This is a genomic window from Nonomuraea ferruginea (assembly GCF_039540635.1).
In the GTDB taxonomy this organism is placed as follows: domain Bacteria; phylum Actinomycetota; class Actinomycetes; order Streptosporangiales; family Streptosporangiaceae; genus Nonomuraea; species Nonomuraea ferruginea.
Genome location: NZ_BAABFD010000017.1, coordinates 145,785 through 171,341, shown reverse-complemented (window position 1 = coordinate 171,341; position 25,557 = coordinate 145,785). Strand labels below are relative to the sequence as shown.

Genomic DNA, 25,557 nt, shown 5'->3' with positions numbered 1-25,557 from the left:
ATTACATTGGCCGCATGACCGAGCTCGGACCCGTCGCCTGGCCGCCCGCCCCCATCAGGACCGAGCGGCTCGTCCTCCGTGAGCCCGAGGCCCGCGACCGTACAGCGATCATCGAGCTGTTCACCTCGCCCGAGGTGGGCGCCTACCTCGGCGGCCCTCGACCGCGTGAGGAGTTCGAGCGCGCGTTGCCTGCCGTGCCCCGGCGCCGCCCCGGCCTGTTCGTGGTCGATCTCGACGGGTCGATGATCGGCGTCGTCGACATCAAGCGGCGCGAGGCCGATCGTCCGGGTCGCGTCCGTCCGGACGGCGGTGAGGTCGAGCTCGGCTACATGTTCCTGCCGGAGGCGTGGGGATTCGGGTACGCCGCCGAGGCGTGCGCGGCGGCACTCGACTGGGTCGCCGGCGCGCTTCCCCGCGAGCCGGTGGTGCTCACCACCCAGACCGCCAACGACCGCTCGATGCGCCTCGCGGCGAAGCTGGGGTTCACCGAGGTGGCACGGTTCGAGGAGTTCGACGCCGAGCAGTGGTTCGGCGTGTGGTCCGGTTGAGCGGAGCCGGTACGTCACGCCCGCGCGGCCACAGGAGCCCCGCCGGTCGTCTCCAGCACGAACAGCCGTGCGGCCAACGGTGCCAGCGCGACACCCATCAGAGCGAACATCATGATCCCGGACACGGCGTCCGGCGCCGCGAAGTCGGCTGCCAGCGCCACCACCAGTGTCGCCGCCGCCCACCGCGGTGCCAGCCGCGTCCGCCAGAAGGCGACGGCGAGGGTGAGAGTGCCCACGACGGTCGTCAGCAGCACCGGGACGATGAGCACGGCGAAGGGCGGCGCCGCGAACATCGCCCCGGCGATCTCGGCCGCACCCGCCCGGTCCGCGTGGTGGGCCAGCGGGTACTGGGCCATCACGTACGCGACGGGACCGATGTGGAGCGCCCACCCCAGCGCCGCGAGGACCGCCCCCGTGACGCCGAGCCGCGAACCCCGGGCGCGGAAGAGCCCGGTGAGCCCGAGCAGGGCACCGGCGAAGCACAGGAACGAGACGACGAGCAGCACGTTCGCACCCATCCAGAGGGCGGGCCGAGCCTCGATCAGGGCGAGCTGGGCGGCGGCGTCGGCGGACGACGGCAGGAGGATCGTGCCGGCCAGGCCGGCGACGGCGGCGGTGAGCAGTGCGACGGCGGTGCTTCGGCGTGACATGTGGACCTCCGGGGGAGCAGTGGTGGTGCCGCCGACGCTAGGGACGACCGGCGCCGGAATCGTCGGAGGTCACGCCGAACCGCGTACGAGCCCGCTCGTACGCGCCTACCTCCCCGGGGCGATGCCGCACGGGCAGCGCGCCGCTATGGTTCGTGCCATGACCGACGACGGCGCCGGCGCCCTGGCGCGGTGGCTGCGGGCCCGGCCGCGGCTCGTCGACTTCACGATGGCCGCCGTCCTCGTCGCGCTCGGCGCCGGGCAGGTGATGGCCGGGGACGGCGGCGCGACGGCGCTGATCTTCTCGGTCGCCATGACGGCGCCCGTCGTGTGGCGGCGGCGACGGCCCCTGCCGGCCGTCCTGATCGGGTGGTCGGCCCTCTTCGTCGCGGAGGGCCTGGGCGCGGACGTCACGAGCCAGGGGTACGCGGCGGTGATCGCGCTCGTCATCACCGTCTACTCGGTCGCCGCCCACGCCCCGCTCCGCCAGGCGCTCGCCGGCCTGGTCGCGGCCCTGGCCCTGGTGTGGGGCGCGATCCCGTTCGCCGCGTCACAGACGGTGGCCGACTTCGCGTTCACCGGGCTGATCACGCTCGCGCCCTGGCTCGCGGGCCGCACCATCCGGGACCGGCAGCTGCGCATCACCGAGCTGCGACGCCTGGCCCGCGAACTGGAGCACGAGCGGGAGGAACGGGCCCGTGAGGCGAGGGACGCGGAACGTTCCCGCATCGCCCGGGAGATGCACGACGTGCTCGCCCACACGGTCAGCGTCGTGGTGGTCCAGCTCGGCGCGGTCGAGCGCATCGTGGAGTCCGACCCGGTCAAGGCCCGCTCAGTGGTCGCCTCGGTGCGCGCCACCGCGAAGTCCGCGCTTTCCGAGCTGCGGTTCCTGCTGGGCCTCGACGGCGCTCCCGCGGCCGGGCCGCGTCCTTCCCTGGCCCGGCTCGGCGATCTCGCCGACGACATGCGCGCCGCCGGCGTGCCGGTCGAGCTGACGGTCACGGGTCCGGTCGGCGGGCTGCCGCCGGCGGTCGACCTGGCCGCCTACCGCATCGTCCAGGAGTCCCTCACGAACGTCATGCGCCACGCCCCGGGCGCACCCACCCGTACCCTCGTGGTCGTGGACGAGCATGCCGTGCGTCTCACGATCGAGGACGACGGCGCCACCCGGCCAGGGACACCCGAGCGGGCCGGTTACGGCCTGATCGGGATGGCGGAGCGGGCCCGGCTGTGCGAGGGCGACCTCGAGGCCGGGCCCCGGCCGGGCGGAGGCTTCCGCGTCCACGCGCGGCTGCCCCTGGTGCGGGCCGTGAGCGTGGCGTGATCCGGATCCTGCTGGCCGACGACCAGTCACTCGTACGCGCCGGGTTCCGGCTCATCCTGGAGACCGAGGAAGATCTCGAAGTCGTGGGCGAGGCCGCCGACGGCCGGCAGGCGGTCGCCGCCGCCCGCGAGCTCCGACCGGACCTCGTGCTCATGGACATCCGGATGCCCGTGCTCGACGGGATCGGCGCGACACGTGAGCTGGCGAGGGCCGGAGCCACGGCCAAGGTCCTGATACTCACCACCTTCGACGACGACGCCCTCGTCCACGACGCGCTGCGCGCCGGCGCCAGCGGGTTCCTCCTCAAGGACGTGGACCCTCCCGACCTCGTCCATGCCTGCCGTACCGTAGTCCGTGACGAGGCGCTACTCGCGCCGGCCATCACCCGCAGGCTCATCGAACGGTTCCTCGCCACCCCGCCTCCGGGCCGCCCGCCGGCCGCGTTCTCCCGGCTGACGGCGCGCGAGCTCGAGGTGTTCACGCTGATGGCTCGGGGCTTGGACAACCAGGAGGTCGCCGACCGGCTGGTGATCTCCGCCACGACCGTCCGGACGCATATCACCCGCATACTCGCCAAACTCGGCCTGCGCGACCGGGTGCACGCCGTGGTCCTCGGCTACGAGTCCGGGCTGGTCCGCCCCGGCGAGGGCGGCTGATCAGCCCGCTGCCGGTGATCGGACCTCGCTGCGAAAGCACTCCTGCAGCGCTTTTCAGTACTGCCACTTCTCATTTCGGCGGTGCCTGGTCGGCTCCGGCTCCTCACCCCGTAGCAGGGTCAGCCGCACGCGCTGCCGGGCCTTCCGCTCAGCGATGTTCGCGTCTTTCCCGATGCCCTCATAGGACCCGCCGACGTCATGCCTGAAACGGCGGCCGTCCTGCTCCTGAATGCGTAGCGGCATGGTGTTATCGGTCCGGCTCACACCGGGAATTCTGGCAGCCGCACAGATGCACATGCCACCACCTGTTGCCGTCAACACAACGCAAACGCCCCGGAGCGACAATCGCTACGGGGCATTCTTGCTGTTCAGATGAGGTGGTCAGGGGCGGGGCCGAACCGCCGATCCGCGGCAACGTGATCAGTCGACGCACATCGCGTTATGGGTGGACTCGAAGACCCATGTGCCGCCACCTGGAGAGGAATAGATCAACAGCGTGCTATAGGTCCCAGGGGTGCAGTCGTGGCCGACCGCGAGGACGTCTTGTCGAGCCCGCTGTTCGGCCGCCGCTAACCCGGCCGCGTAGGTGTTGCCCGCCCCCCGAGCAGTGGCGCTGCGGGGAGTGTCATAGCCATCGGCGTGCGCGGCCATGGGCGCGGTCGCCAGGCCGACCGCCACCACCGCTGAGACGAGACCGAGCCGGCGGAGCCAACTGACTTTCTGCATGCTTCTCCTTACGAGGGACGGGCATTTGATATCGATCAAAACAGATTTAGCGCATATCGATCTAGCGGCGGTATCGGCCACTTCGTCAATAAGAATCCGGCGGCCGTTATCCTCACGGTGAAACGCATGGCCAAGGGCACTTTGGGGAGTCAGCCTTTGATTGTTCGTACGGGCCGGTTCCCGCACCCGATGATGTAAGTTTCATCCCGCCGTCGGAAGTCATCCAGGACAAGGGGAACAGCGGGCAGCTAATGCGAGGACGCCGTCCGCAAAAGCCTCCCGATTGAGCGCCTCGGCCGCATCGGCCATCTCCACGTCGACTTCCCAACCAGTCACTGCGGCGAAACCCGTTCGTCAGAGCAACTTGTTCGTCGGCATGGTTACGAACATGTTGGCGAGCAAGCTCGGGATTCACGTAGAGTGCGGCCAAGAGGGTCCAGAGGCTTGTCCTCATGCACGGATCATTGAGGCCCTCGCTCCTGTCGCGGGCCGGAACTCGGGATCTCCTCCTCCGGATGACCGCCGATCACACCATCTGACAAAGCGGGCTGGGCCGCGTCCATGTCCGAGACATACGAAGGCGGTCGATGAAGCGCTACATCCTGACCGGCACCCCTGGAGCCGGGAAGACGACGATCCTGCGTTGGCTGGAGTGTGACGGCTACACCGTCGTCGAAGAGGCCGCGACGGACGTCATCGCCCTGGAGCAGGCTCGGGGTGAACCCGAGCCGTGGACGAAGCCGTCCTTCGTGGGGGCGATCGCCGCCCTGCAGCGCCGACGGCAGGAACAGGCCGCGGCCCTTCCCGGTGATGTACAGATCTACGATCGATCGCCCGTCTGCACCTACGCCCTGGCCACTTACCTCGGCCATCCTGTCTCTCCGGCTCTGTCCCACGAATTGGAACGCATCCAAGCTCAGCAGATCTACGCCAAGAAGGTGTTCTTCGTTCAGAGCCTCGGGTTCGTCACACCAACCGACGCGCGATCGATCACCTTTGAGGAGTCGCTGCGATTCGAGCAGATCCACCAGGACACCTACACCTCACTCGGCTACGAGTGCGTGCCGATCGCTCCAGGCCCGCTGCCGGACCGGGTGGCGACGGTCAAGAAGTTGCTCGAAGCCGCATCTTGACCAGCCCGCGGACTCTGCGCATGTTGTCCTGCCAGCGGACCGCTCAGCTTGCCACAGGCCGAACTTCCACCTCAGCCAATAGGCTCTCGGCAAGCTGGAAGACGCCTCAGCTGATCGTCACTCCGCCACAACGCCCCGCGAGCTCACCCGCTCCGAGGCATTCTTGCTGGTCAGATGAGGTGGTCAGGGGAGGGGGCGAACCGCCGACCTTCCGCTTTCAGGTGCGGCGATCGCCCTGCTGACATGCCGCGGCCTGGAGGTCGAAGGCCGTCAACGGTGCCTCACGTATGGCTACGGTGATGAACGTTGCCATCAGGGTTGCCGTCGGTATTCAGCGAGGAACCACCTGAGCGCTCACGCCGGGGAGATCGTCGAACGCGGCCGACGCGTCCATCGTCAGCACCGTTCTCGCGGTGGCCGCGGCCGTAGCCGCGATCAGCAGATCGTACGCGCCTCGCGACTTCCCCTCTCGTCGGACATGCGCCATCAGACGGGCATGGACTCTGGCGACGTCCGTCGTGTACTCCTCAACAGGGATCAACGCGAGAACTTGGTCCACAAAGGTCTGCCGATCGGGCCGTCGTGCCGCATCGGCCAGCTCCACGCCGACGAGCAGCTCGGCCACAGTGATCGCCGAGATCGCAACATCATCGGCGTCTCCTATCACCGCGTCAACGGATGCCTTGCCTCGCTCGGCCGCAATGAGCACACCGGTGTCAAGGATCAGGCGTCGGGCCATGTGCCCCTCATCTCGCTGTCGATCGCCTCGCGGGCCGCCGCCACGTCAGCTTCGAAATCGGCGTCCAACGTCCCGGCTCTGCTTGCCAAAAACGCCTTGACCATACGCCCCGGCGCTGTCGGTGCGGGCCCGATCACAGCGATCTGCTTCCCACCGCGAGTCACCACGATTGTCTCCCCGCGCTCGGCCTCGTCGAGCACCGACGCAAAGCTTCGAGACGCCTCAGTGGCAGTCATCACCTTCATAGATATCAGATTATCTGATCCCATGAGGATGAGCCAGCCGAACCGATGACGACCCTCCATGTCAGCGGACACCAAAACGCCCGCGGAGCGATGATCGCTACGGGGCATTCTTGCTGGTCAGATGAGGTGGTCAGGGGCGGGGTCGAACCGCCGACCTTCCGCTTTTCAGGTGTGGCGATCGTCCTGCTGACATACCGCGGCCTGGAGGTCGACGGAGGAGGGCCCAGCAGGCGATCGCCCTAGCCAGGTACGGCAGGCACCGAAGTCGGCGATCGTCACGGCCTCTGCAGAACACTTGCTTACGAGCTTGGCTGCGGGGCCTAGTGATCCAGTTCTTACAGTCGCACCGTGCCGTCCACGCAGCACGTGGAAGCCGCATCTTCGTAGGCAGGCTGTTCAACGAAGGTCGGGGCTGCGTTCGCCATTCTTCGCAGGGCTCCGGTTTGGCGATGAGGCCGGCCACGCAACGTCGTCGATCGCGAGCCACGGCGCGGCGGCCACGGCCGTGGGCGTGAGCCCGGCGAACGTCTTGACCTCACGGTGGAGGTGGGATTGGTCGACATAGCCGCTCTCGGCGGCGACGCCGGCGGCGGCGTTACCCGCTGCGAGAAGGTGGGCGGCGTGGTCGAAGCGCACCAGTTGGGCGGCGCGTTTGGGGGTGATGCCGAGCTGGGACCGGAATCGGGACCACAGGCGTTTGCGGCTCCAGCCGACCTCGTCCGCCAGGCCGTCGACTCGCACCCGCCCCCGGCTGGTGAGCGTCCGCCGCCAGGTGTAGGCGACTTCCGGATGAACCGGCGGGCGGGCGCGCAGCCGCCAGCCGAGGATGTCCGCCACGATCGTGAACCGTTCGTCCCATGACGAAGCGGCGCGCAGCTTGTCCTCGGCTTGCTCGGCGTCGCGACCCCAGACATCCTCAAGGGCTACCAGCGTCCCGGTGAGCTCGATCGATGCGCCGAACACCGCGGCCGCCGCCACCGGCTCGAACCGGATCTGGAGGCACTGTCCGACTCCTCGGCCGGTTGCTCGAAAATCGCCTGGGAGGAGCCCGACGACGACACTGCCGCGCTCGCGTCGGCCGTGGATGTCGTAGACGATGCCTTCTCCGTCGCTCAGATCGACGAGCAAGGTGACGGACGGGTGCGCGACCATGGCGATGTCGACGGGTGCGGGGGAACGGTGATGGAACCCGGCCATGCTGATCCCCGGCAGCCGACCTGATGGGCGCGGGACGGCGACCTCCACCTGCGCCCAGTCGGGTGGTGCCCCTGTCGACAGCACATGACCACTCTAGGCGTCAGGGATCGCGGGCCTGGTGTCAGTGGCATGTTCCCGTGAAGTCCAGCAGCAGTTCGCTGGTCGTCTCGGGGGCTTCCAACATGGGTAGGTGCCCGACGCCGGGCAGCAGTTCGACCCGGGAGCTGGGCACCGCGTCGTACTGGTGCGCCGACGACGGCTTCCAGCGGGGGTCGGCGGCGCCGAAGATCACCATAACCGGTACCTGGAGGGCGGCCAGACGCTCGGGCACGCTTCGCTCGGCGATGTACGCGCTGTTTCGGCGCAGCACCGTCCTGAACACGCGGTAGGAGATCCCTCGCAGTTCGGCGACCATGTCGTCCGGGATCTGCACCGGGCGAGCGGCCGTCGCGCTGAGCCCTCTGCGGATCATCGCGTCCGAACGCCTCGACCACAACAAGGGACCGAGAGGCGGGCCCAACAGGACCCGGAGGATGAACGGCTGCGGAAGCAGCGCATCGGGACTCGGGCCGGTGCTGATCAGCACGAGCGACCTCACCAGGTCGGGGCGCTGTTCTGCCAGCGCGGTGGCGACGTAGCCGCCGCTGGAGTGCCCCACCGCGGCGACGGGACCAAGGCCGAGGTCGTCGAGCACCGCCGCCACCCGGACTGCTTGGTCGGGCACCTCGTACGATGGCGCGGGCGGGGACTGGCCGCAGCCTGGGAGGTCGACCCGGATGAGGTGATGGTGGCCGGCGAGTTCCGGGACCATCGGGCTCCAGGAGGCGCCCGAAGCCCCCGATCCGTGGATGAGCAGCAGTGGCGGCGCCTGTCGCGGGCCGTTGTGGATCACGTGCATCCGATGCGAGCGCTCGAACTCGTACTTACTCATGCACGGGACTATGCACGGACGCTCGACCATCAGTCTTGGACGAATGTTCCCGCAGGCTCGACGACCGACGGACCAGCATGGGGCACGATCGATCAACCAGCACTGCGTGCCCGCGGGCAGGGCGCGTGGGGACGGTGGCGCGGATGCGTCGGTGTGTGGGGACGTTGCTGTCAGCGCTGTGTCACCGCAGCCATGGTCACCGGATGACCAGCCACGGCGAGCGGCTGTTCGTCTTGGGCTGGGCTTGGGCGTTGTGCCAGCGTACGTAGGCGCCGATCGCTGTGTTCCGCTCGTCATGACTGCGGTGGTCGGTGCCGTTCAGCGCGGTGCGACTCGGCTCCGTCCCGGGTCGCACCTCAGTGGCATGTCGGCTGACGGTCGCCGTCGGCGCCGAAGGTCAGCAGGCGCTCGGCCAGGCGCTGGACGGCGGTCCGCAGTTCCCTCGGCGACACGATCGTGAACCGGAAGCCGAGCCCGGCGAGCATGGCGGCCATGCCGTCCAGGGACTCGGCCCGCATCCGCAGGAGGACTCCGTCCGGGGCCTCGGTGAGGGTGGCCACCGACGGCGGGACGCGGCGGGCAGCCTCGGCGAGGGGAACGTGCAGGACGACCTCGACGACGTGCGCGTACGGCACCTGGGCCAGCGACGCGGTCACCTGCCGCACCGGGTCGGACTCCTCGGGAATCTCGTAGGAGGCAGCCCCCGGCACGACGGTGGAGATCCGGTCGAGCCGAAAGGTGCGGGTCTCGCCGGACCGGTGGTCGTGACCGGTCACGTACCAGCGGCCGGAGTGGAAGACCAGGCCGTGGCCGTCCAGTTCGCGTTCGGTCTGGTCGCCCTTCCAGGAGCGGTAGCGCAGGGTGACCCGGCGGCGGTCGCGGATCGCGGCGGCCAGGGTCAGCACGGCCCGGCTCGCGGGTGTCGGCGCCGCACGTTCGGCGAGGGTGAAGCCCAAGGTCTCCTCCAGCGCGCCGACCTGTTCCCGTAGCGTGATCGGCAGCACCCGCCGGATCTTGGCCAAGGCGGCCTCGGTGGCCTCGGCGGCGAGGCCGAGGCGGCGTCCGGCGAGCAGGCCGAGAACCACGGCGGTGGCCTCGTCGTCGGTGAGCATCAGCGGGGGCAGCTTGTAGCCGGGCATCAGGTGGTAGCCGCCGTAGCGGCCGCGCTCGGCGGTGACCGGGATGCCCAGTTCGGCGAGCCGGGCGGCGTAGCGCCGGACGGTCCGCTCGTCCACACCGAGGCGCTGCGCCAGGTCGCGGCCGCCCAGCTCGTGGTGTGCCTGGAGCAGTTCGAGCATCGCCAGCATCCGGGTCGCCGGATATGACACAGGTCACCTCTTAATCCGGGCGGGTTCTGTCCGCTATCAGCTTTAGCGTAGCGACGTCGGCTCACTGGAAGGACGATGAGATGGCGAACTACGTGCTGGTTCCCGGCTTCTGGCTCGGCGCCTGGGCCTGGGACGAGGTGGCGCAAGAGCTGCGCGCCGCGGGACACCAGGTGCGGGCGGTCACCCTGACGGGGTTGGCGGAGCGGGCCGGGGAGCTGTCGCCGGAGGTCGGCGTGGAGACCCATGTCCTGGACATCCTCGCGGCGATGGACGGATGGGAGGAGGTGGTCCTGGTCGGGCACAGCGGGGCGAATGTCCCGGTGACCGCGGTCGCCGACCGGCATCCCGAGCGGCTCAGCCGGGTGGTCTATGTCGACACCGCGCCGCTGCCGTCCGGTGTGGCGGTGATCGACTTCAATGACGAGGCCACGCAGAAGGCCTGGCGCGCTCAGGTCGGGGACGGCTGTGCGCTCGACCCGCCCGCCTTCGAAGAGGGAGAGGGGATGTTCGCCGGACTGACCCAGGAGTATTGGGCGCAGATCAGCGCGAAGGCGACGGCGGAGCCGTGGGGCGCGGTCACCCAGTCGGTTCAGCGGCCGGGGCGGATCCCGGCGACGCCGAAGACCATGGTCGCCTCGACGATGCCGGTGGCGGTGATTCGCGAGCTGATCGCCTCGGGGAATCCGGCTTTCGCCGAGCTCGGCACACCCCAATGGACCTTCGTCGAGCTGCCGACCGGCCACTGGCCGATGTTCACGCGACCGGCGGACCTCGCCGCGTTGCTCTGACAATCTCCTCGTTCACCCTCGTGAGAAGCCTTACGTGGTGACGCGGACGAACCTCAGTGAACAAGCGGGCCAGGGATCAACGCGAGACGTCGTCCCCGAAAGCCTGATCGTTGGGCCGTCGGCCACATCGAGGCCATCTCCACGCCGACAAGCAACTCAGTCACAGCGATCGCCACGATCGCGGGTGCGGCGTTGTTCGGCGGGCCGTCTCCTCCGCGCACGTCGGTGGCAGCCATCGCAGTCCGAACGTCCGATACCGCCGCACCCAGCAGGAACCGCTCTTCCCCCGCGCAGCTGAAGCGTCGACACCGCGCTCTGCCTCGGCCTGCGCCGTGGGGAACTCCTCGGGATCACAAAGCTGTCTGACTATATTAATTTACCACTCTATAAATCGATGTCAAGCTATTGATTGCCCCGTAAACACATGAAATATCGGAGGCATCCCCTCAAGTAAGCACAGAGGAGCCTCCGGTGAAAATCCCCCCAATCACCGCACGCCTGGCAGTGGCGCTGGGAGTCGCCTTCGCCATGGTCGCAGTGGGCGCCGTCCAGGCCACCGCGGCCCCCGCCGCCGTCAAGGACGCCGCCGACACCGCCGAGGTCCCGGGTGGTTTCGCCTCCTGGAAGGATCTGGTGGCCACCCAGGAGAAGCTGGTCAAGGCCGCCGACCGCGTCACCGCCGCCGTCAAGACGCGGGGCGACACCGGGTTCGCCGGCATCGTCGCGGCGCCGGAGAACCGTGAACTGCGCGTCTACTGGAAGGGAGACACCCCCGAGCGCATCGACGACCTGGTCGGCCGACTGCGCCGGGACGTCCCGGTCAGTGTCCTGCCCGCGGCCTACTCGGCCCGGGAACTGGAGAGCGAGATGAACCGCCTGGTTCGCGCCTCCGGCGGCGCGATCACCTCGATCGCGCCGAACGTCGACGGCTCGGGCCTGACGGTCTCGGGCGCCGACCACGGCCTGACCCGCTCGAAGGTCGCCGGCTCGGCGGTGCCGGTCACCGTGGAGGCCGGCGTCACGCCGGCCCCGGCCAGCCGCTGGAACGGCGACGCACCCTGGCTGGGCGGCGCGGCCTGGCGCAACGCCGGCACCGGGCTCGGCTGCTCGACGGGCTTCGCCGTCACTCTCGGCGGGGTGAGCTGGATGCTGTCCGCGGCCCACTGCGGCAGCGTCGGGCAGACGGCCACCGACCCGACCGGCCAGGTGATCGGCCCGATCGCCTATGCCAACACCAGCCGCGACGTGATGCTGATCCGCGCGAACACCGCCGGTCGTGTCTACAACAACGACCCCGCCGCCACACCCCCGGAGTTCAGCAACCCGGTCGTCGGCACCTCCGCCTCCTACGTGGGCATGTGGCTCTGCACCTCCGGCGCCTACTCGGGCACCGTCTGCCTCTGCCAGGTGAAGGCGATCAACGTCACGATCTTGGGTCCCAGAGACACCTTCCGTGGCCTGGTCCGCGTCGAGAGTCCGACGTACAAGAACGCGGCCGGCCAGGGCGACAGCGGCGGCCCGGTGGAGACTCCGGAACCGTCCGGCATCACCCAGCAGTACGCGGTAGGGGTCATCTCCCTCATCGACACCAGTGCTCAGGTGCCCTGCACCGGCTACGTCGTCACCGGCCGGGTCTGCTCCTGGCGGCTGTACTACGCGCCGTGGAGCAACGCGACCTCCGCATTCCCGGGAATCGCCGTCATGACCGGCTGACGCCTCGACCTGACGAGAGGCCGAACGGGTACGCGGGCGGGACCGAAGAACGCTCTTTGAAAACCGTCGGGTGTGGTGATGAGCAGGACGGGTGTGCCGATCGTCGTCGTCGCCGCCCGTGCCCTGTTCGTCACCGTTGTTCCTCCTCGGCTCGTCGGTGCGCGTCGCTGCCCTCTCGGTAGAAGAGGTAGCCCCCGTGGTGCAGTACGTCTCCGTCGAACGTCCCGTCCGCGCTGAATCCGGTGTCGTCGGCGTACTCGATCCGGGTCCCGGAGACCACATAGGAACCCGTGTAGGCGCTCTCCCGCTCTCCGCGGGCCTCGTCGTAGCGGCCGTTCGCGAGCAGCTCCTGGCGGATGTGCCCGTCGGCCGTCACCCACATTCCGACGTACGGGTGCGGTGACGCCTCTCCGTTCTCGTCCGGGCGTGTCCGTGCTGTCGCCGTGGCGGGTGACGGCGTCTCCTGCCGGCCGTGCTGCGCCGCGTTGTCAGGGCCTGCGAGTCCTTCGCTGTCCGGCCCCGCGGAGCACGCGGCGAGACCTCCGGCGAGGAACACGGCGACGCCCATGCCGCCGACCATGGTTTCGAGGCGGGTCTTCACGAGGTCCTCCCTCGCATATCGTCCCGGTCTCCGGAGCGAGTCACCGTCAGCGAGCCGAGCAGACGCAGCGCGTTCGCGGTCCGGGTGCCCTCCTGAGCGTGGTAGACGATCAACTGCTGCCCTGGAGCGGAGCGTACGTCGAAGGCCTGTAGCTGCAGGGTCAGCTCGCCGACATCGGGATGAAGCAGGACCTTCGCGGCGTCACTCTTGCCGCGTGCGTCCCGCCGCCGCCAGAGGTCGGTGAACTCGCGGCTGTTCTCCATGGCAGTCCGCAGCACCTCCTGGATCCTCGGGTCGTGCGGCCAGGCGCCTTCGAGGAAACGGAATCCCGCGACCACATTGGCCGCGGCCTTCTCCCAGTCGATGTAGAACGAGCGAACCGACGGGTCGAGGAAAATCGTGAGCAGCAGGTTCGTGCCGGGTTGGAGGTGGTCGAAGACCGCGCGCCCCAACGTGTTCGCGGCCAGGACGTCGTAGGCCCGTCCCAGGAGCAGGGCCGGCGTGCGGTCCCACAGCTCGGCCAATGCCAGCAACTGGGGGGCCGCCTGCTCGATGCTGCCCTGCCGGCGTGGGGGCGGGATCACGCCCCCGATTCGGTACAGGTGCAGCCGGCCGTCGTCGTCCAGCAGCAGAGCGTCACTCAGTGCGTCCAGGACCTGCGGCGATGGCCGCCGCTCACGCCCCTGCTCCAGCCGCAGGTAGTAGTCCACGCTGATGCGGGCCAGCATCGCGACCTCTTCGCGGCGCAGGCCGGGGACGCGCCGCCGCCCGTCCTCGGGCAGACCGACATCGGGCGGCGCCACCTGCGCGCGCCGGGCCTGTAGGTAGTCACCCAGTCTTGAGGTTGTCATGCCGACCAGGCTATGTTTCCCCGCGGCCGGGAGCCTGGTCCCAGTGCACCCAGGACGAACACGGCCTTCTCCCCTGACCAGGCCCTGTCAACAATCAAACGCATGACCGAAATCTTCACTTCCGCTGACCTTGACGCCGTCCTCACGGGCGCCGCTCGTCCACTGCTGCTGACCGATGCCACCGTGCACACCCTCAACCCGGTCATCGGGACCATGGAGCACGCCGACGTGCTGATCGGCGCGGGACTCGTCGTCGGTGTCGGCCCGGGCATCATCACCGCCGCCGAAGACGACAACGCCGTGGTGATCCGTGCCACGGGTACCACGATCATCCCCGCCGTCCTGGACATCAGCGCCATGCTCGCGTACGCCCCGCACACAGAGGGTCCGGGCACAGCGGGTTCGGGCACGCTCACCCCGGGTGTCCCGGCGCACCTCGCCGTCCTGGACGACGCCGACGCGCCGGACCTGCCCACGGCGCTGCGTACCTCGCTGACCGATCCGGGGCGGCTGCGCGCGGTCCTGCGTGACGGCGTGCCGATCGCATGGGGCGGGACCGTGCTCGCCCCGTCGTCGCGGCACCCCGCGACGACGGACGCCGACGCAGGCGTCGCGGGCCGCGTCGACCCGGACCGGGTCGGCGTCTGGATCGACACCGAGGACTTCCTGCACCAGGAGCTGACCGCCGACGGCCGCTACGACGAGACCCGCGGCGGACGCGCGCACGCGTACCAAGGCCGCTACTGGATCGACGGCGAGCGCATCGACTATCTCGACGACCTCGGATTCTGGGCCTTCGGCCAATTCGACGGGGACACCCTGCACCACGCCGGCTACACGATGCGCCGTAAGGACGTCCGATGACAGAGAACCTCCTGCCCACCCTCGAAACGCTCACCACCGCCGAGCGTGATCCGGACCGTCTGGTCCTGCTCACCGGCGGTACCGTGGTGACCGTGGACCCCGTACTGGGGACGCTCGAAGACGCCGACGTGCTCCTGCGCGGCGATCGGATCGCGGAGGTCGGCCGCGGCCTGACGGCGGCGAACGCGATCGTCATCGACGTGTCGGGTTCCATCGTCGCCCCCGGGTTCGTCGACACGCACCGGCACTCCTGGCAGGCCCAGATGCGGCGCACCATCCCCGACGTCAACGACCTCGCGGGCTATCTCCAGTCCACGCTCATGCAGGTCGCGCCGCTGTACCAGCCGCACGACATGTACGTCGGAACCCGCCTGGCGGCGCTCACGGCGCTGGACTGCGGGATCACCACGATGCTCGACTTCTCCCACAACTCCCGAACCGGCGAGCACTCCGACGCCGCGATCACCGCGTTGCTCGAATCCGGCATCCGCGGCGTACACGCGTCGATGAGCCCGCATTTCGGCGACTGGGACCAGCAGTGGCCGCACGACCTGGCACGACTTCGGACGACCTACTTCTCCACCGACGACCAGCTGGTCACGCTGAGACTCGCCGCTCTCGCCACCCCTGATATCGCCGGGGCACGCCTCGCCTACGGCCACGACCTGGCTCGGGTCGCGGCGGACCTCGGCATCGGAGTGAGCCTCGACGTCATGTTCGGGGCGGCGGCGTCCGAGGCGATCGTGCGGTGGGAGCGAGAGGGACTGCTCGGACCGCACATCGAGTCGATCCACTCGACGGCCCTGTCCGGCGACGCGTGGTCCGCGATGCGCGACACGGGCGTCACCGTGTCGCTCGCGCCGACCTCCGACATGCAGATTGGCCTCGAAGACGCCGTCCCACCGGTCGACGAGGCGCTCGAACACGGCATCCGGCCCGGTCTGTCGGTGGATGTCGAGGTCGCGCTCGCGTCGGACATGTTCACGCAGATGCGCACCCTGCTCGCCGTCCAACGCATGCGCGCCGTCCACGCCGCCTACGGCACCGACAACGAGCCCGTACGCATCACGACACGCGACGTCCTGGACTTCGCGACGCTGTCCGGCGCCCGAACGCTCCGGCTCGACCACACCACCGGGTCCATCACACCCGGCAAGCAGGCGGATCTCATCGTCGTCGACGCGGAGGACCTCAACACCATGCCGCTGCACGACCCGGTCGGGACTCTCGTGCTCGGTGCCGACCGTGGCAACATCACCTCGGTCTGGGTCGCCGGTCGCGTCCGCAAGTGGGCCGGGCGCCTCGTCGGCGTCGACGTGGACGACCTGCGCACCCAGGTGCACGACTCGGTCGACGCCATCACCGGTCGGCAGGCCGCTTGATGTCCTGAGCGCCCGGCCTGATTCCGCCGACGGGTAGCGAGACGTTCGGGTCTTCATCAACCGCGTCCGGAAGGAATGCCAGTGCTGCAAGCAAGCACGGATGGGACGCCTCCCGTGAGCGGCTCACCTGCTGCGCCCTTGAGGCTCCGAAATGCTGCGGGGTCGTATCTGTCCACACGGATGATCCAGTCCATCCACGCGGTCCTTCGGAATGCACTCGAACGGGCCGTACGTGAGGAGATCATTCCGCGGAACGTCGCGAAGCTCGTCACGGTCTCCGTGCCCTCGTACAAGGTGAACCATGGTCTGACGACCGAGCAGGCGCGACGAGTGCTGAGGGTATCTCGTGAGGATCGGTTCCACGCGCTGTACGTTCTGGCGCTCTGCCTCGGCCTGCGGCGCGGGGAACTGCTCGGCCTTCGCTGGGAGGACGTCGACCTCGACTCGGGCACTTTGGAGGTGGTCCAGACTCTCCAGCGCGTCGGTGGCGAGCTCCGGTTCGTCCGTCCCAAGACGGAGAACTCCGAACGCACGATCCCGCTGCCCGTGATCTGTGTCGATGCTCTCAAGGAGCACCGTAGGCAGCAGTTCGCCGAGGGGTCAGACGCCTGGCCTGACTGGGAGGATCACGGGCTCGTCTTCCCGTCTCGGCGGGAACGCCGATGGAACCCGACAATCCCCACCGAAGCTGGGGAGCCGTCCGTCAGGCCGCCGGCCTCGGTGAGATACGCCTTCACGACATGAGGCACACCTGCGTGAGCCTCCTCCTGGACCTCGGCGTCCCGCCGCACATCGTGCCCGAGATCGTCGGCCACAGCGACATCGAGGTCACCATGACGATCTATGCCCATGCTTCTCTCGATGAGAAACGAAAAGCACGTCGACGGCTCGGAGATTCACTCCAATAGAAGTCTTAAGGGGTTTTCCCTCACTCGGGAAGGCCCCTTAGCTCTGTGACCTGGGACTTCAAGCCGCCAGAGCTGTCAACCTCCTGCTTTCGGGCAGGCTAGCGCAACTTAGCTTGTTAGGACTTTTTAGGGCAACACCACGCTTGGGCGACGATTTATCGTCGTGTCTCCACCGTGCCCCGCGCCAGGCGATCCAACTGGTCATGCCACCGGAGAGGAGCATGAACCCTATTTGGGATGGCGTGGGCGCTTCATCGAAGCCAGCGGCTGCGGCCCCCATCGCAGCCAGACCCGGTATGAGGGCATCGACAGGCCGCGGCTGTGTGGGCCGCCGGTTCCGGCGGCGCGCGCGCCCTCCCATGGATCACATTATGCCCACATGTCCCGCAAGTCGCGCGGGAATCTCTGGGGATCTCTCAACTGCTCGCGACGCTACAGGTAGAGGACGTTGCCGTCAGGGTTGCCGTCAGCAGACACAGAAACGCCCCGGAGCGATGATCACTACGGGGCATTCTTGCTGGTCAGTTGATGTGGTCAGGGGCGGGGTCGAACCGCCGACCTTCCGCTTTTCAGGCGGACGCTCGTACCAACTGAGCTACCTGACCTAGAGCGGTCCTGACGGGACTTGAACCCGCGACCTCCACCTTGACAGGGTGGCGAGCACTCCAAACTGCTCTACAGGACCTTGCTTCGTTCGTTTTGCGCTCGCTTAGCTTACCAGCTCCCCGGTGGCCTCAGACCATCCGTTTCGCGGTGCGCTTCGCGCTCGCAGTGCCCCCAACGGGATTCGAACCCGTGCCGCCGCCTTGAAAGGGCGGTGTCCTAGGCCGCTAGACGATGGGGGCTCAGGATTCCCTGTCGCCTTCCGTCGGAGACCTCTGAAGCATAGGGGACGATCGCCCCTCATGCCAAAGCGGCATTCCGTTGGCCGGCGTGGTCGGGCCGTTGACCGTTCCCGATGGCGACGGGGCGCTCGTTGGCTCTGGGGAGATTGTACGTGCCGGGTCGGGTTCCACGTGACGTTGGACGTACACCGATTGCTCGCCGAGGCCGCCGAGGGTGATGTCGTCCCAGGCCTGCAGGCGTTTCGTCTCCTTGTCGAAGTACAGAACGGACGCCTGGACGGGGGTGGGTTCCTCGTGTTCGAGGGCGCGCAGGCCGGCGCCGCCCGTGGAGCCCTGGACGATGACGCGGGTGCCGGTGGGCAGCATGGTGGTCTTGCGGACGTGGGCGTGGCCGGACAGGACGAGCGGGGTGGTGCCGGAGAAGCCGCGGGCGACGATGTCGTCGTGCACGGCGACGAGGTCGGCGTCCTCGACGGCGGCCCGGTGGTCGCGGCCGAACTGTTCCATCGAGGCGGGGTCCGGGTTGACCGCGGTGGTCTTGTCGGGGGTGAAGCGGGGGTCGCCGAGGCCGTAGATGTCCAGGCCCTCCACGTTGCGCATCTTGTCGTCGAGGACGATGGCGTTCTTCTGTTTCGCGACCGCGCGCTGGGTGGCCTTGGAGTCGTGGTTGCCGCGTACGAACACGTAGGGGACGCCCAGGGTGCCGATCTCCTCGACGAACTTGTTCTCCGCCTGCGTGCCGTGGTCGGAGATGTCGCCGGTGTCGATGATCAGGTCGACGGAGAACTGGTCCTTCAGGGAGCGGATCACGTTCCAGGCGATCGGGTTGATGTGGATGTCGGAGACGTGCAGGACCCGGATGGACCGGTCGTCGGCGTCGTACAGAGGAAGGGTCGAGACGGCTTCGTACAGCTTTGAGACATTCGTCACAAGCTTGGTGAGCTGCGCGCGGTACGACTCGAACCTGGTCACGATGGCCTCCGCGCTGCCCACCAGGGAGGGCGCGGCGGCGATCAGGCCGGAGTAGCGGGGCTCGACGAGCGAGCTCGGCTGGAACGTACGGACCGCGAACATCCCCGTGCCGGCCAGGGCCACCGACGCCGCGATCAGACCCGCCAGGGCCACCAGCGGGCGTCTGAACACCATCAGGACCGCGAGCAGCGCGCCGGCGCCCGCGCACAGCAGTGAGCGGATCGCGAGCTCGCCCACGCCGTCCATCAGGTCGCGCTCGATGATGCCGGGCAGCCGGTCGGTCAGCCTGGGGTCCTCCAGGAGGAGGCGGGCGCGCTCCTGGTCGATGTTCTCCAGGGTGATGCGGAGCGTCAGGGGCGCGTCGTGGCTGCGGAACGTGAGCGTGCCCAGCGGGCTGGCGTCCACGATCGTCTCGCCGGTCCACGACGGCCGGACGGTCATGCCGGTCTCGACCGGGCCGATCTGCGCTCGTACGGTGCCGCTCAGGAAAATGCCCAGCCAGGCGCCGGCCGCGGCCACCAGGAGCACCGCCGCAGCCTTGGTCACTCTCGACTGGATGACCTTTTTGAGCACGTCCGAGAAGTTCATACGCTTTCTTGGATACCCGAGCCGAGAGGCAGAATGACAATTGTGATCGAGGTTTCGCCGGAGAAGTTCGATGAGCTCGTGTCCGAGGCGCTGGACACGATCCCGCCCGACCTGACCCGGGTCATGAGCAACGTCGTCGTGACCGTCGTCGACGATCCACCGGAACCCCACCTGCTAGGCCTGTACACCGGCATTCCTCTCACCGAGCGCGGCGACTGGTACTCAGCCGTTTTGCCCGACCGGATCGAGATCTACCGCAATCCGATCTGTCAGATCTGTGACACCGAAGAGCAAGTGATCGAGGAAGTACGGATCACGGTGGTTCACGAGATCGGCCACCACTTCGGCATCGACGACGCCCGCCTGCACGAGCTGGGCTGGTAACTCTTTGCACAGGACGCGCTGCTTTGGGTTGCACGTTGCCGATTGATCGGGCACCTTAGGTGACATATTCAACACTGTGAGTCAGGCACAGCGGAGTCCAGTGGGGGCCATGCGGGCGCGACGGCTGACGGGGCGGCACAGGCGATCCACTGAGCGCCAGGCCACCTATGGCGAGGTCATCGCCGTCAAAGAGTTCAGAGCGCTCTGGTACGCACAGGGCCTGTCGCTGCTCGGTGACCAGTTCGCTCAGGTGGCGCTGGCCGTTCTCGTCTACGACCGCACCAAGTCGGCGCTGGCCACCGCCGCCGTCTACGCGCTCACCTACCTGCCGTCGATCCTGGGCGGGCCGCTGCTGGCCGGGCTGGCCGACCGGTTCGCGCGCCGGGGCGTGATGCTGGTCTGCGACCTGCTGCGGGCCGGGCTGGTGTGCGTGATGGCGCTGCCCTTCATGCCCTTCCCTGTGCTGTGCGCGCTGGTGTTCCTCGTCGTGCTGCTCAGCGCGCCGTTCTCGGCCGCGCGCGCGGCCGTGCTGCCCGAGGTGCTCGCAGGCGACCGGTACGTGGTCGGCTCTGCATTGCAGAACATGACGAACCAGGCCGTGCAGATGCTCGGCTTCGCCGCGGGCGGCGCGATGATCGCCGCCATGGGCCCGTACCGCGCCCTGGCCCTGAACGCCGCCACCTTCCTGGCGTCGGCGCTGATCCTGGTCACCGGCGTGCGGCGGCGGCCCGCTCCGGGCCGTCCCGGAGCCAGGCCGTCCATGTGGGCGATGACCAGAGCCGGAGCCAGACTCGTCTTCGGTGACCGCAAGCTGCGCACGCTCGTGCTCTTCGCCTGGCTGTGCGGCTTCTACGTGCTGCCCGAAGGCATCGCGGTGCCGTACGCGGTCGCGCTCTACACCGGCGTCATGCCCATCCCGGTGATCACCGGTCTGCTGATGGCGGCGATGCCGGCCGGCACCGTGGTGGGCGCGTTCCTGTTCAGCCGGTTCGTCTCGCCGCCGGGCAGGCTGCGGCTGATGGGGTGGCTGGCCATGCTGAGCTGCGCGCCGCTCGTCGTGACCGCGATGCGGCCGCCGTTGGAGGTGGTGCTGGCGGCATGGTTTCTATCCGGGGTCGGGGGTGCCTACCAGCTCGCGGCGAACGCGGCGTTCGTCCAGCGGGTGCCCGACGGCCAGCGCGGTCAGGCGTTCGGCCTGGTGCATTCCGGCCTGATGGCGGTGCAGGGGATCGCCATCCTGATCGGCGGTTACGCCGCCGAACGACTCGGGCCCGAGCCGGTGGTCGCCCTGTCGGGCATCACCGGCTTCACGGCCGCCGTCGTGCTGACCGTGATCTGGGCCGACGCGCGCGGCGCCAGGATGCGCGCGCAGGCCACTGCCTGATCACTGCCGCGGCTTGTGGTCGTCCTCGGTCCAGGGGCTGCCGGTGCTGCTGCTCTTCTGCTGCTGCTTGGCCAGCAGGTCCTGCACGATCGAGGTGTCCTTGCCCTCCTCGGGCAGGAGCAGCCAGCCGATCGCGTAGACGCCGATGCCGAGGCCGCCGAAGAGCGTGACGATCGCCAGGCCGATGCGGATGATGTTGGGGTCGATGCCGACGTACTCGCCGACGCCGGAGCAGACGCCGCCGAGGATCCGGCCCTTGTGGGTCCTGCGCAACTGCTTGCTGCTGTGATATTCGCTCATGACTCAAGACTGCCCTCAACCCTGGCATTCGCACATCAGGATTGCCCCTGGTAGAACCCTGGTAGCCCCCTATAACGAGGAGAGGAGCACGTCATGGACGATCTGCTGCGCCTGGACGACCGCCTCGACGGTGACCAGAGGCTGATCAGCGACACCGTCCGCTCCTTCGTCGCCGACCGCGTCCTGCCGCACGTCGGAGACTGGTTCGAGGAGGCCACGTTCCCGGCGCGCGAGCTCGCGCCCGAGCTCGGCTCGCTCGGCCTGCTCGGCATGCACCTGCAGGGCTACGGCTGCGCCGGCACGGACGCGACCTCGTACGGGGTGGCCTGCCGCGAGCTGGAGGCCGGCGACTCGGGGCTGCGGTCGTTCGTGTCGGTGCAAGGCTCGCTGGCCATGTTCCCCATCTGGCGGTACGGGTCGGACGAGCAGAAATCGGAATGGCTGCCCCGGATGTCCGCCGGTGAGGCGATCGGGTGCTTCGGCCTGACCGAGCCCGACCACGGCTCCGACCCCGCGAGCATGCGCACGTACGCCAAGCGCGACGGCTCCGACTGGGTGCTCAACGGCTCCAAGATGTGGATCACGAACGGATCCGTCGCGGACGTCGCGGTGGTGTGGGCGCAGACCGACGACGGCGTGCGCGGCTTCGTCGTCCCCACCGACACCCCGGGCTTCTCCGCCCCTGAGATCCACAAGAAGCTGTCCCTCAGGGCATCGGTCACGTCATCGCTCTACTTCGACGACGTGCGCCTGCCCGAGTCGGCCGTGCTGCCCGGGGTCCGAGGGCTGAAGGGGCCGTTGTCGTGCCTGTCCGAGGCGCGCTTCGGGATCCTGTGGGGGGCGGTGGGCGCCGCGCGAGCCTGCGTCGAGGCGGCCGTCGAGTACGCCCAGACCCGCGTCCAGTTCGGCAAGCCGATCGGCGCCTTCCAGCTGACCCAGGAGAAGCTGGCGTGGATGTACGTGGGGCTGGCCCAGGCGGGGCTGACCGCGTTGCACCTGGGGGCACTGAAGGACGCGGGTGAGCTTGAGCCCCGGCAGATCAGCTTCGGCAAGATGGCCAACGTGCGCTCCGCCCTGGACATCGCCCGGCAGGCCCGGTCCATTCTCGGCGGCAACGGGATCACGCTGGAGTACCCTGTGATCAGGCACATGAACAACCTGGAGAGTGTGCTCACGTACGAGGGGACCCAGGAGATCCACACCCTGGTGCTGGGCGAGGCGCTGACGGGGCTGGCGGCATACCGGTAAAGGGCGTCGCGGGGTTGGCGGTAACCTCGGTACGCTTGGCTGTTGCTAGGGGGCGTTAGCTCAATTGGCAGAGCTGCGGACTTTTAATCCGTAGGTTCCGGGTTCGAGCCCCGGGCGCCCTACCAGCTATTACGTCTCTCCTTGATCTTGTCGGGTGGAGTCGTACAACCAGTTTTACAGCCAAGAGGGCCGGATTCCCGTGGAGGGAGTCCGGCCCTTGATCGTGCTGGAGATCATCCGAGCTGTGGCCGAGTGTCTTCATGACCGTGCGAGGGGACGCCCCGCTTGCCAGAAGGTAGGACGCGCAGGCAGGTCGCAAGTCGTGCAGCCGCAGCCAGTCAAGCGATGGCGCGGGGCATCGCCGCACGCCCGCCACGCCGCAACCCAACAAACGCGTCGACCACCGCCCTGCCGCCGCATGACTCCAGAACACTCACTCCGAACTCAATCGTCAACAACAGTTGACGCCCACGCGCTGGTCAATCTAAGTTGACGTCATGGGAAGGGATGAGAAACCCGGAAACAACGATGTACCGACGCCGGTACTGATCGACCTAGGCGATCATGCACTATGCGCCCAGGTCCGCGGGAAAGGCCCCACAGTGGTTCTCGAATGCGGTGGCTCAGGCCAGGGCGTGGGAACCTGGGGAGAGGAACTGGAACTCGCGTTGGCCGAGCGTGTCACTGTAGTGACCTACGATCGGGCCGGCGTCGGCCGCTCCGGCGGATCGCAGGCCCGTACCGTCACCGAGATGGCCGACGACCTGCGTAGGCTTCTTCGCGCCCTGCACCTTGAACTGCCGGCGGTATTCGTGGGCTGGTCCTACGGTGGGCTCGTGACCCAGCTTTATGCCGCCCGCCATCCCACTGATGTGGCGGGGCTGGTCTTCGTGGATCCGACCGCCAGCGGAACACCGCCGGGCTCGGCGCTCGTACGCGCCCTCTCCTTCCTCCTAGCCCCAAGGCTGCTCCGTCTGCGTGCGATGTTCGGCGGCACCGATGCGCGGTCGCTGCGCGAACTGGCCGACACCCTGGCCGGGATGCAGAATGCCATGAACGAGGCTGCACAGGCGCGTCAGGAGAGCGGGTTGCCGCCTGTGCCCATCCGTGTGATCACGGCAGGCAAGCGGCCGCGCATGCCCAAAGCGCATCTGGAGCATCTGAACGCCGACCATCGCGCTCTGGCCAGCCAGTCCCCACATGGGCAAGTGATGGTCGCCGAGCGGGCCAGTCATCAGATTCCGTTCGAGCAACCCGAGATCATTATTCAGGCGGTCGATGAGGTGTTGGGCTGCCGCCGACATCACAGGAAGGCCTGAACGGGTGAGCCGCTGGATTTTCCGACGCGGCCCACCGAGCGCCGGGCTGCCTCGTGGGCCAGCTCCGGAAGCACTGTCGTGTACGTGTTCTCGGTCAGAATCGTCGAGCCGTGGCGCAGCATCGTGGACACCATCTCGTGTCGGCGCCGGCCGCATGAGCGAGCGTCGCTGCGCAGCGCCGTAGGTCGTGCAAACGGATCGGCGGCAGGCCTCGCCCTCCTCCAACTCCCATCCGACTTGGGCGAGTCGCTTCGCCACGACCAGCGTGCGCTCGTTCGTGTCGAGGTCCTCCCACCGGACGCCACAACCCTCGCCACGGCGCGGGCCACGGAAAGCAATGAGGGGGAAGAAGGAGTACAGCCGATGCTGGGCCGCGACGTCGAGGAATGCGCCGAGCTGGACCGGTGTCCAGACCATCACGGGTGACGGCGGCAGTTCGAGAGCCTCCCGGACCCGTACGGCGCTGATCTTCTTGCCGCCCTTCTCCGCCTTCACGGCCGCCAGGCGCTCGGCGAACTCGGCGACGAATGTCTCCCCCCGTTGCTTGGTCCACACCAGAGCCTGGGGCCGCTTGGCCTTGTCCAGCTTGATGGCACCGGCATTGTTGATGCTGCTGATCTCTTGCCGGACCGCTGGGAGTCCCCCACGCGCCGCTCACCCATTCGTTACAGCGACATGCTGCCCAAGATCATCGGAGTGCTGTTTTTGTGACCATTCCAGGAGCCAGGCCATGAGCCACCCTTCCACACCCGCCATCACCGGGGAAGCAGAGTCTCGCCCCGGAAGCCGGCACCCGACACTTTGATCAACTCGACCCCAAGAGGGCTCGGTCGCGATCGTGAGAGATCAGGGCCGAAACGCGCCTGCTGGGATTACCTCAATGAATGGCAGCTCAGAACACGAAACCGTTCACCGAATCGAACGTCCTTCAGGACCGGTCTCCCTCTTGCACCCTGATGAAGATGCGAGCTTCTCCACGCTCCGTTTTCGCCACCACACGCCAGCAACCTGGTGAAGGGAACTGCAACGACGCCGGTATGGGGCCCGGCAAGCCGTCCGCCGTAGGCATCAGCTGAGCCGAGCCCACGTTGTCACCCGCCACTTCTTCAACGGTAACCGTGGGAAGCCTCGTGCCGGTCGTCCATAGTGGACGCTTGATCTGATAGCCCTCCGGGACCCGCACGGCCGAGGAACTCCAACCTCCTGACACAGGAGCGACGAACCAGATGTCGGTTGCGCCTACCCCTGGCTGGCCATCGCTTCCGGGAATGTCCACGCGATCGCGCACCGTGTCATCACATGGTGCCGTGGCGGCATCTGTGGCCTCCGTGCGCGCCCCTCCTTGCGAACAGGCCGTCAGGCTCAACGCAGCTATGGTTCCGCATGACATGAGCGTTATGGCGGTAGCGGTTCGGTAGTTCAAAGCAGCCATGCGGAAGCCATCCATCCCGATATTGCGACCATGACGAGCACGCCGAGCGCCTGTGCGTAACGAACGCAGTGCCACCAGCGGTCCATCGCTCTCTTGCCGAGAGCTGAAACATCACCGGCGGTAACCGAAATGATAAGCGGAACGGCGAAGAACAGGCCGTAGACCGCGCCTGACCGCGACGGCGCTATCCCCAAGACGGCCGAAAGCAGGACCAGCCAGGAAGTGAACGACACTCGATAAAGAGCAAGGCTCTTCGCGGTTTGCCGACGCCATCCTATGGACATCGAGCCACGAAGAATCGCCCGGGTGTCGACGATGACTCCCTTGGCAGCGACAAGGGCGAACACTTTGAGCGCGTTTTCCACAGGGAGGACAAGCGCTACCGCCTGACCGATCTGCGACAGGAAGAACACCGGGCACGCCCTGGCACTGCCGGCCCGGGCATACCGGCCAGGTCATCACCACGCTGCGCAGGCCGCCACAGCCGTCGCGCCTGAAGCTCCG

27 protein-coding genes, 4 tRNA genes and 1 pseudogene are annotated in these 25,557 nt (G+C 68.1%); 14 read left to right on the top strand and 18 right to left on the bottom strand.

Features of this window, described 5'->3' with window-relative positions; genetic code table 11:
- Positions 1–14: 14 nt before the first annotated feature.
- Entirely contained in the window at positions 15–548 is a 534-nt protein-coding gene (locus ABD999_RS30020; RefSeq protein WP_271277391.1) for a GNAT family N-acetyltransferase, read from the top strand.
- Between the two features lie 14 nt (positions 549–562).
- Here the strand turns inward: ABD999_RS30020 and ABD999_RS30015 are convergent, their stop codons facing one another.
- Positions 563–1,198 (bottom strand): hypothetical protein, encoded by a 636-nt coding sequence (locus ABD999_RS30015; RefSeq protein ID WP_271277392.1) that lies wholly within the window; start codon positions 1,196–1,198, stop codon positions 563–565.
- A gap of 157 nt (positions 1,199–1,355) precedes the next feature.
- Between ABD999_RS30015 and ABD999_RS30010 the strand changes: the two genes are divergently transcribed.
- Both ABD999_RS30010 and ABD999_RS30005 read left to right on the top strand, forming a co-directional pair.
- The gene (locus ABD999_RS30010; RefSeq protein WP_271277393.1) at positions 1,356–2,519 is read left to right on the top strand and encodes a sensor histidine kinase; all 1,164 of its coding nucleotides are present in this window, start codon (positions 1,356–1,358) and stop codon (positions 2,517–2,519) included.
- Positions 2,516–3,175, top strand: a complete 660-nt coding sequence (locus ABD999_RS30005) for a response regulator (RefSeq protein ID WP_271277394.1) — start codon at positions 2,516–2,518, stop codon at positions 3,173–3,175. Before ABD999_RS30010 ends, ABD999_RS30005 begins: the two co-directional genes overlap by 4 nt.
- Positions 3,176–3,229: 54 nt before the next feature.
- Here ABD999_RS30005 and ABD999_RS30000 read toward each other — a convergent pair whose 3' ends face one another.
- Positions 3,230–3,439: a hypothetical protein gene (locus tag ABD999_RS30000; RefSeq protein WP_219543003.1), complete on the bottom strand. Its 210-nt coding sequence runs from the start codon at positions 3,437–3,439 to the stop codon at positions 3,230–3,232.
- Positions 3,440–3,595: 156 nt separating this feature from the next.
- Positions 3,596–3,901, bottom strand: coding sequence for a hypothetical protein (locus ABD999_RS29995; RefSeq protein WP_148035304.1), 306 nt, complete (start codon positions 3,899–3,901; stop codon positions 3,596–3,598).
- 587 nt (positions 3,902–4,488) lie between these two features.
- On the opposite strand from ABD999_RS29995, the gene ABD999_RS29990 reads away from it, so the two are divergent.
- A complete protein-coding gene (locus ABD999_RS29990; RefSeq protein ID WP_271277395.1) occupies positions 4,489–5,034 on the top strand; it encodes an AAA family ATPase in 546 nt (181 codons plus the stop codon).
- Positions 5,035–5,365: 331 nt separating this feature from the next.
- Here ABD999_RS29990 and ABD999_RS29985 read toward each other — a convergent pair whose 3' ends face one another.
- From ABD999_RS29985 to ABD999_RS29960, 6 genes are all read right to left on the bottom strand, one after another.
- Positions 5,366–5,773, bottom strand: a complete 408-nt coding sequence (locus ABD999_RS29985) for a PIN domain-containing protein (RefSeq protein ID WP_271277396.1) — start codon at positions 5,771–5,773, stop codon at positions 5,366–5,368.
- Positions 5,758–6,018: a type II toxin-antitoxin system Phd/YefM family antitoxin gene (locus ABD999_RS29980; protein WP_271277397.1), complete on the bottom strand. Its 261-nt coding sequence runs from the start codon at positions 6,016–6,018 to the stop codon at positions 5,758–5,760. The genes ABD999_RS29985 and ABD999_RS29980 overlap by 16 nt, the downstream gene beginning before the upstream one ends.
- A 396-nt stretch (positions 6,019–6,414) precedes the next feature.
- Complete coding sequence (locus ABD999_RS29975; protein ID WP_271277398.1) at positions 6,415–7,299, bottom strand: AraC family transcriptional regulator; 885 nt, start codon at positions 7,297–7,299, stop codon at positions 6,415–6,417.
- A gap of 37 nt (positions 7,300–7,336) precedes the next feature.
- A complete protein-coding gene (locus tag ABD999_RS29970) occupies positions 7,337–8,146 on the bottom strand; it encodes an alpha/beta fold hydrolase (RefSeq protein WP_271277399.1) in 810 nt (269 codons plus the stop codon).
- A 196-nt stretch (positions 8,147–8,342) separates the two neighbouring features.
- Positions 8,343–8,501 (bottom strand): hypothetical protein, encoded by a 159-nt coding sequence (locus tag ABD999_RS29965; protein ID WP_271277400.1) that lies wholly within the window; start codon positions 8,499–8,501, stop codon positions 8,343–8,345.
- A 1-nt stretch (position 8,502) separates the two neighbouring features.
- Positions 8,503–9,474, bottom strand: coding sequence for a helix-turn-helix transcriptional regulator (locus ABD999_RS29960; RefSeq protein ID WP_271277401.1), 972 nt, complete (start codon positions 9,472–9,474; stop codon positions 8,503–8,505).
- An 80-nt stretch (positions 9,475–9,554) separates the two neighbouring features.
- On the opposite strand from ABD999_RS29960, the gene ABD999_RS29955 reads away from it, so the two are divergent.
- Positions 9,555–10,262 (top strand): alpha/beta fold hydrolase, encoded by a 708-nt coding sequence (locus ABD999_RS29955; RefSeq protein WP_271277402.1) that lies wholly within the window; start codon positions 9,555–9,557, stop codon positions 10,260–10,262.
- Positions 10,263–10,733: 471 nt separating this feature from the next.
- On the top strand, positions 10,734–11,975 hold the full coding sequence (locus ABD999_RS29950) for a chymotrypsin family serine protease (protein ID WP_271277403.1): 1,242 nt from the start codon (positions 10,734–10,736) through the stop codon (positions 11,973–11,975).
- A 130-nt stretch (positions 11,976–12,105) separates the two neighbouring features.
- On the opposite strand, the gene ABD999_RS29945 is transcribed toward ABD999_RS29950, so the two are convergent.
- Positions 12,106–12,576: an Atu4866 domain-containing protein gene (locus ABD999_RS29945; RefSeq protein ID WP_271277404.1), complete on the bottom strand. Its 471-nt coding sequence runs from the start codon at positions 12,574–12,576 to the stop codon at positions 12,106–12,108.
- Complete coding sequence (locus ABD999_RS29940; RefSeq protein ID WP_271277405.1) at positions 12,573–13,427, bottom strand: helix-turn-helix transcriptional regulator; 855 nt, start codon at positions 13,425–13,427, stop codon at positions 12,573–12,575. Before ABD999_RS29940 ends, ABD999_RS29945 begins: the two co-directional genes overlap by 4 nt.
- A 102-nt stretch (positions 13,428–13,529) precedes the next feature.
- Between ABD999_RS29940 and ABD999_RS29935 the strand changes: the two genes are divergently transcribed.
- The 3 genes and pseudogenes from ABD999_RS29935 to ABD999_RS29925 all read left to right on the top strand — a co-directional run bounded on the left by ABD999_RS29935 (position 13,530) and on the right by ABD999_RS29925 (position 16,581).
- The gene (locus ABD999_RS29935) at positions 13,530–14,291 is read left to right on the top strand and encodes an Atu4866 domain-containing protein (RefSeq protein ID WP_345483003.1); all 762 of its coding nucleotides are present in this window, start codon (positions 13,530–13,532) and stop codon (positions 14,289–14,291) included.
- Positions 14,288–15,673 (top strand): amidohydrolase family protein, encoded by a 1,386-nt coding sequence (locus ABD999_RS29930; protein WP_271277080.1) that lies wholly within the window; start codon positions 14,288–14,290, stop codon positions 15,671–15,673. The genes ABD999_RS29935 and ABD999_RS29930 overlap by 4 nt, the downstream gene beginning before the upstream one ends.
- 75 nt (positions 15,674–15,748) lie before the next feature.
- Positions 15,749–16,581: pseudogene (locus ABD999_RS29925) on the top strand (tyrosine-type recombinase/integrase).
- A gap of 531 nt (positions 16,582–17,112) precedes the next feature.
- On the opposite strand, the gene ABD999_RS29915 reads toward ABD999_RS29925, so the two are convergent.
- From ABD999_RS29915 to ABD999_RS29900, 4 genes are all read right to left on the bottom strand, one after another.
- Positions 17,113–17,186, bottom strand: a tRNA-Phe gene (locus ABD999_RS29915).
- Between the two features lie 5 nt (positions 17,187–17,191).
- A tRNA-Asp gene (locus ABD999_RS29910) sits at positions 17,192–17,266 on the bottom strand.
- 87 nt (positions 17,267–17,353) lie between these two features.
- Positions 17,354–17,426 (bottom strand) — tRNA-Glu (locus tag ABD999_RS29905).
- Positions 17,427–18,986, bottom strand: coding sequence for a metallophosphoesterase family protein (locus ABD999_RS29900; protein WP_148035281.1), 1,560 nt, complete (start codon positions 18,984–18,986; stop codon positions 17,427–17,429).
- Between the two features lie 33 nt (positions 18,987–19,019).
- On the opposite strand from ABD999_RS29900, the gene ABD999_RS29895 reads away from it, so the two are divergent.
- Positions 19,020–19,370, top strand: a complete 351-nt coding sequence (locus ABD999_RS29895; protein WP_378525304.1) for a metallopeptidase family protein — start codon at positions 19,020–19,022, stop codon at positions 19,368–19,370.
- A 109-nt stretch (positions 19,371–19,479) separates the two neighbouring features.
- The gene (locus ABD999_RS29890) at positions 19,480–20,754 is read left to right on the top strand and encodes an MFS transporter (RefSeq protein WP_271277081.1); all 1,275 of its coding nucleotides are present in this window, start codon (positions 19,480–19,482) and stop codon (positions 20,752–20,754) included.
- On the opposite strand, the gene ABD999_RS29885 is transcribed toward ABD999_RS29890, so the two are convergent.
- Positions 20,755–21,054 carry a PspC domain-containing protein gene (locus ABD999_RS29885; protein ID WP_148035278.1) on the bottom strand — a complete coding sequence of 100 codons (300 nt, stop codon included), beginning with the start codon at positions 21,052–21,054 and terminating at the stop codon, positions 20,755–20,757. It abuts the gene before it with no gap.
- A 93-nt stretch (positions 21,055–21,147) separates the two neighbouring features.
- Between ABD999_RS29885 and ABD999_RS29880 the strand changes: the two genes are divergently transcribed.
- The 3 genes from ABD999_RS29880 (at position 21,148) to ABD999_RS29870 (ending at position 23,621) form a co-directional block, all read left to right on the top strand.
- Positions 21,148–22,302, top strand: a complete 1,155-nt coding sequence (locus ABD999_RS29880) for an acyl-CoA dehydrogenase family protein (RefSeq protein WP_271277082.1) — start codon at positions 21,148–21,150, stop codon at positions 22,300–22,302.
- 49 nt (positions 22,303–22,351) lie between these two features.
- Positions 22,352–22,427, top strand: a tRNA-Lys gene (locus ABD999_RS29875).
- 372 nt (positions 22,428–22,799) lie between these two features.
- Entirely contained in the window at positions 22,800–23,621 is an 822-nt protein-coding gene (locus ABD999_RS29870; RefSeq protein WP_148035276.1) for an alpha/beta fold hydrolase, read from the top strand.
- Here the strand turns inward: ABD999_RS29870 and ABD999_RS29865 are convergent.
- On the bottom strand, positions 23,606–23,743 hold the full coding sequence (locus ABD999_RS29865; protein ID WP_222709223.1) for a hypothetical protein: 138 nt from the start codon (positions 23,741–23,743) through the stop codon (positions 23,606–23,608). The genes ABD999_RS29870 and ABD999_RS29865 overlap by 16 nt on opposite strands.
- A 1,297-nt stretch (positions 23,744–25,040) precedes the next feature.
- Positions 25,041–25,466 carry a hypothetical protein gene (locus tag ABD999_RS29860; protein WP_219550606.1) on the bottom strand — a complete coding sequence of 142 codons (426 nt, stop codon included), beginning with the start codon at positions 25,464–25,466 and terminating at the stop codon, positions 25,041–25,043.
- Positions 25,467–25,557: the final 91 nt, after the last annotated feature.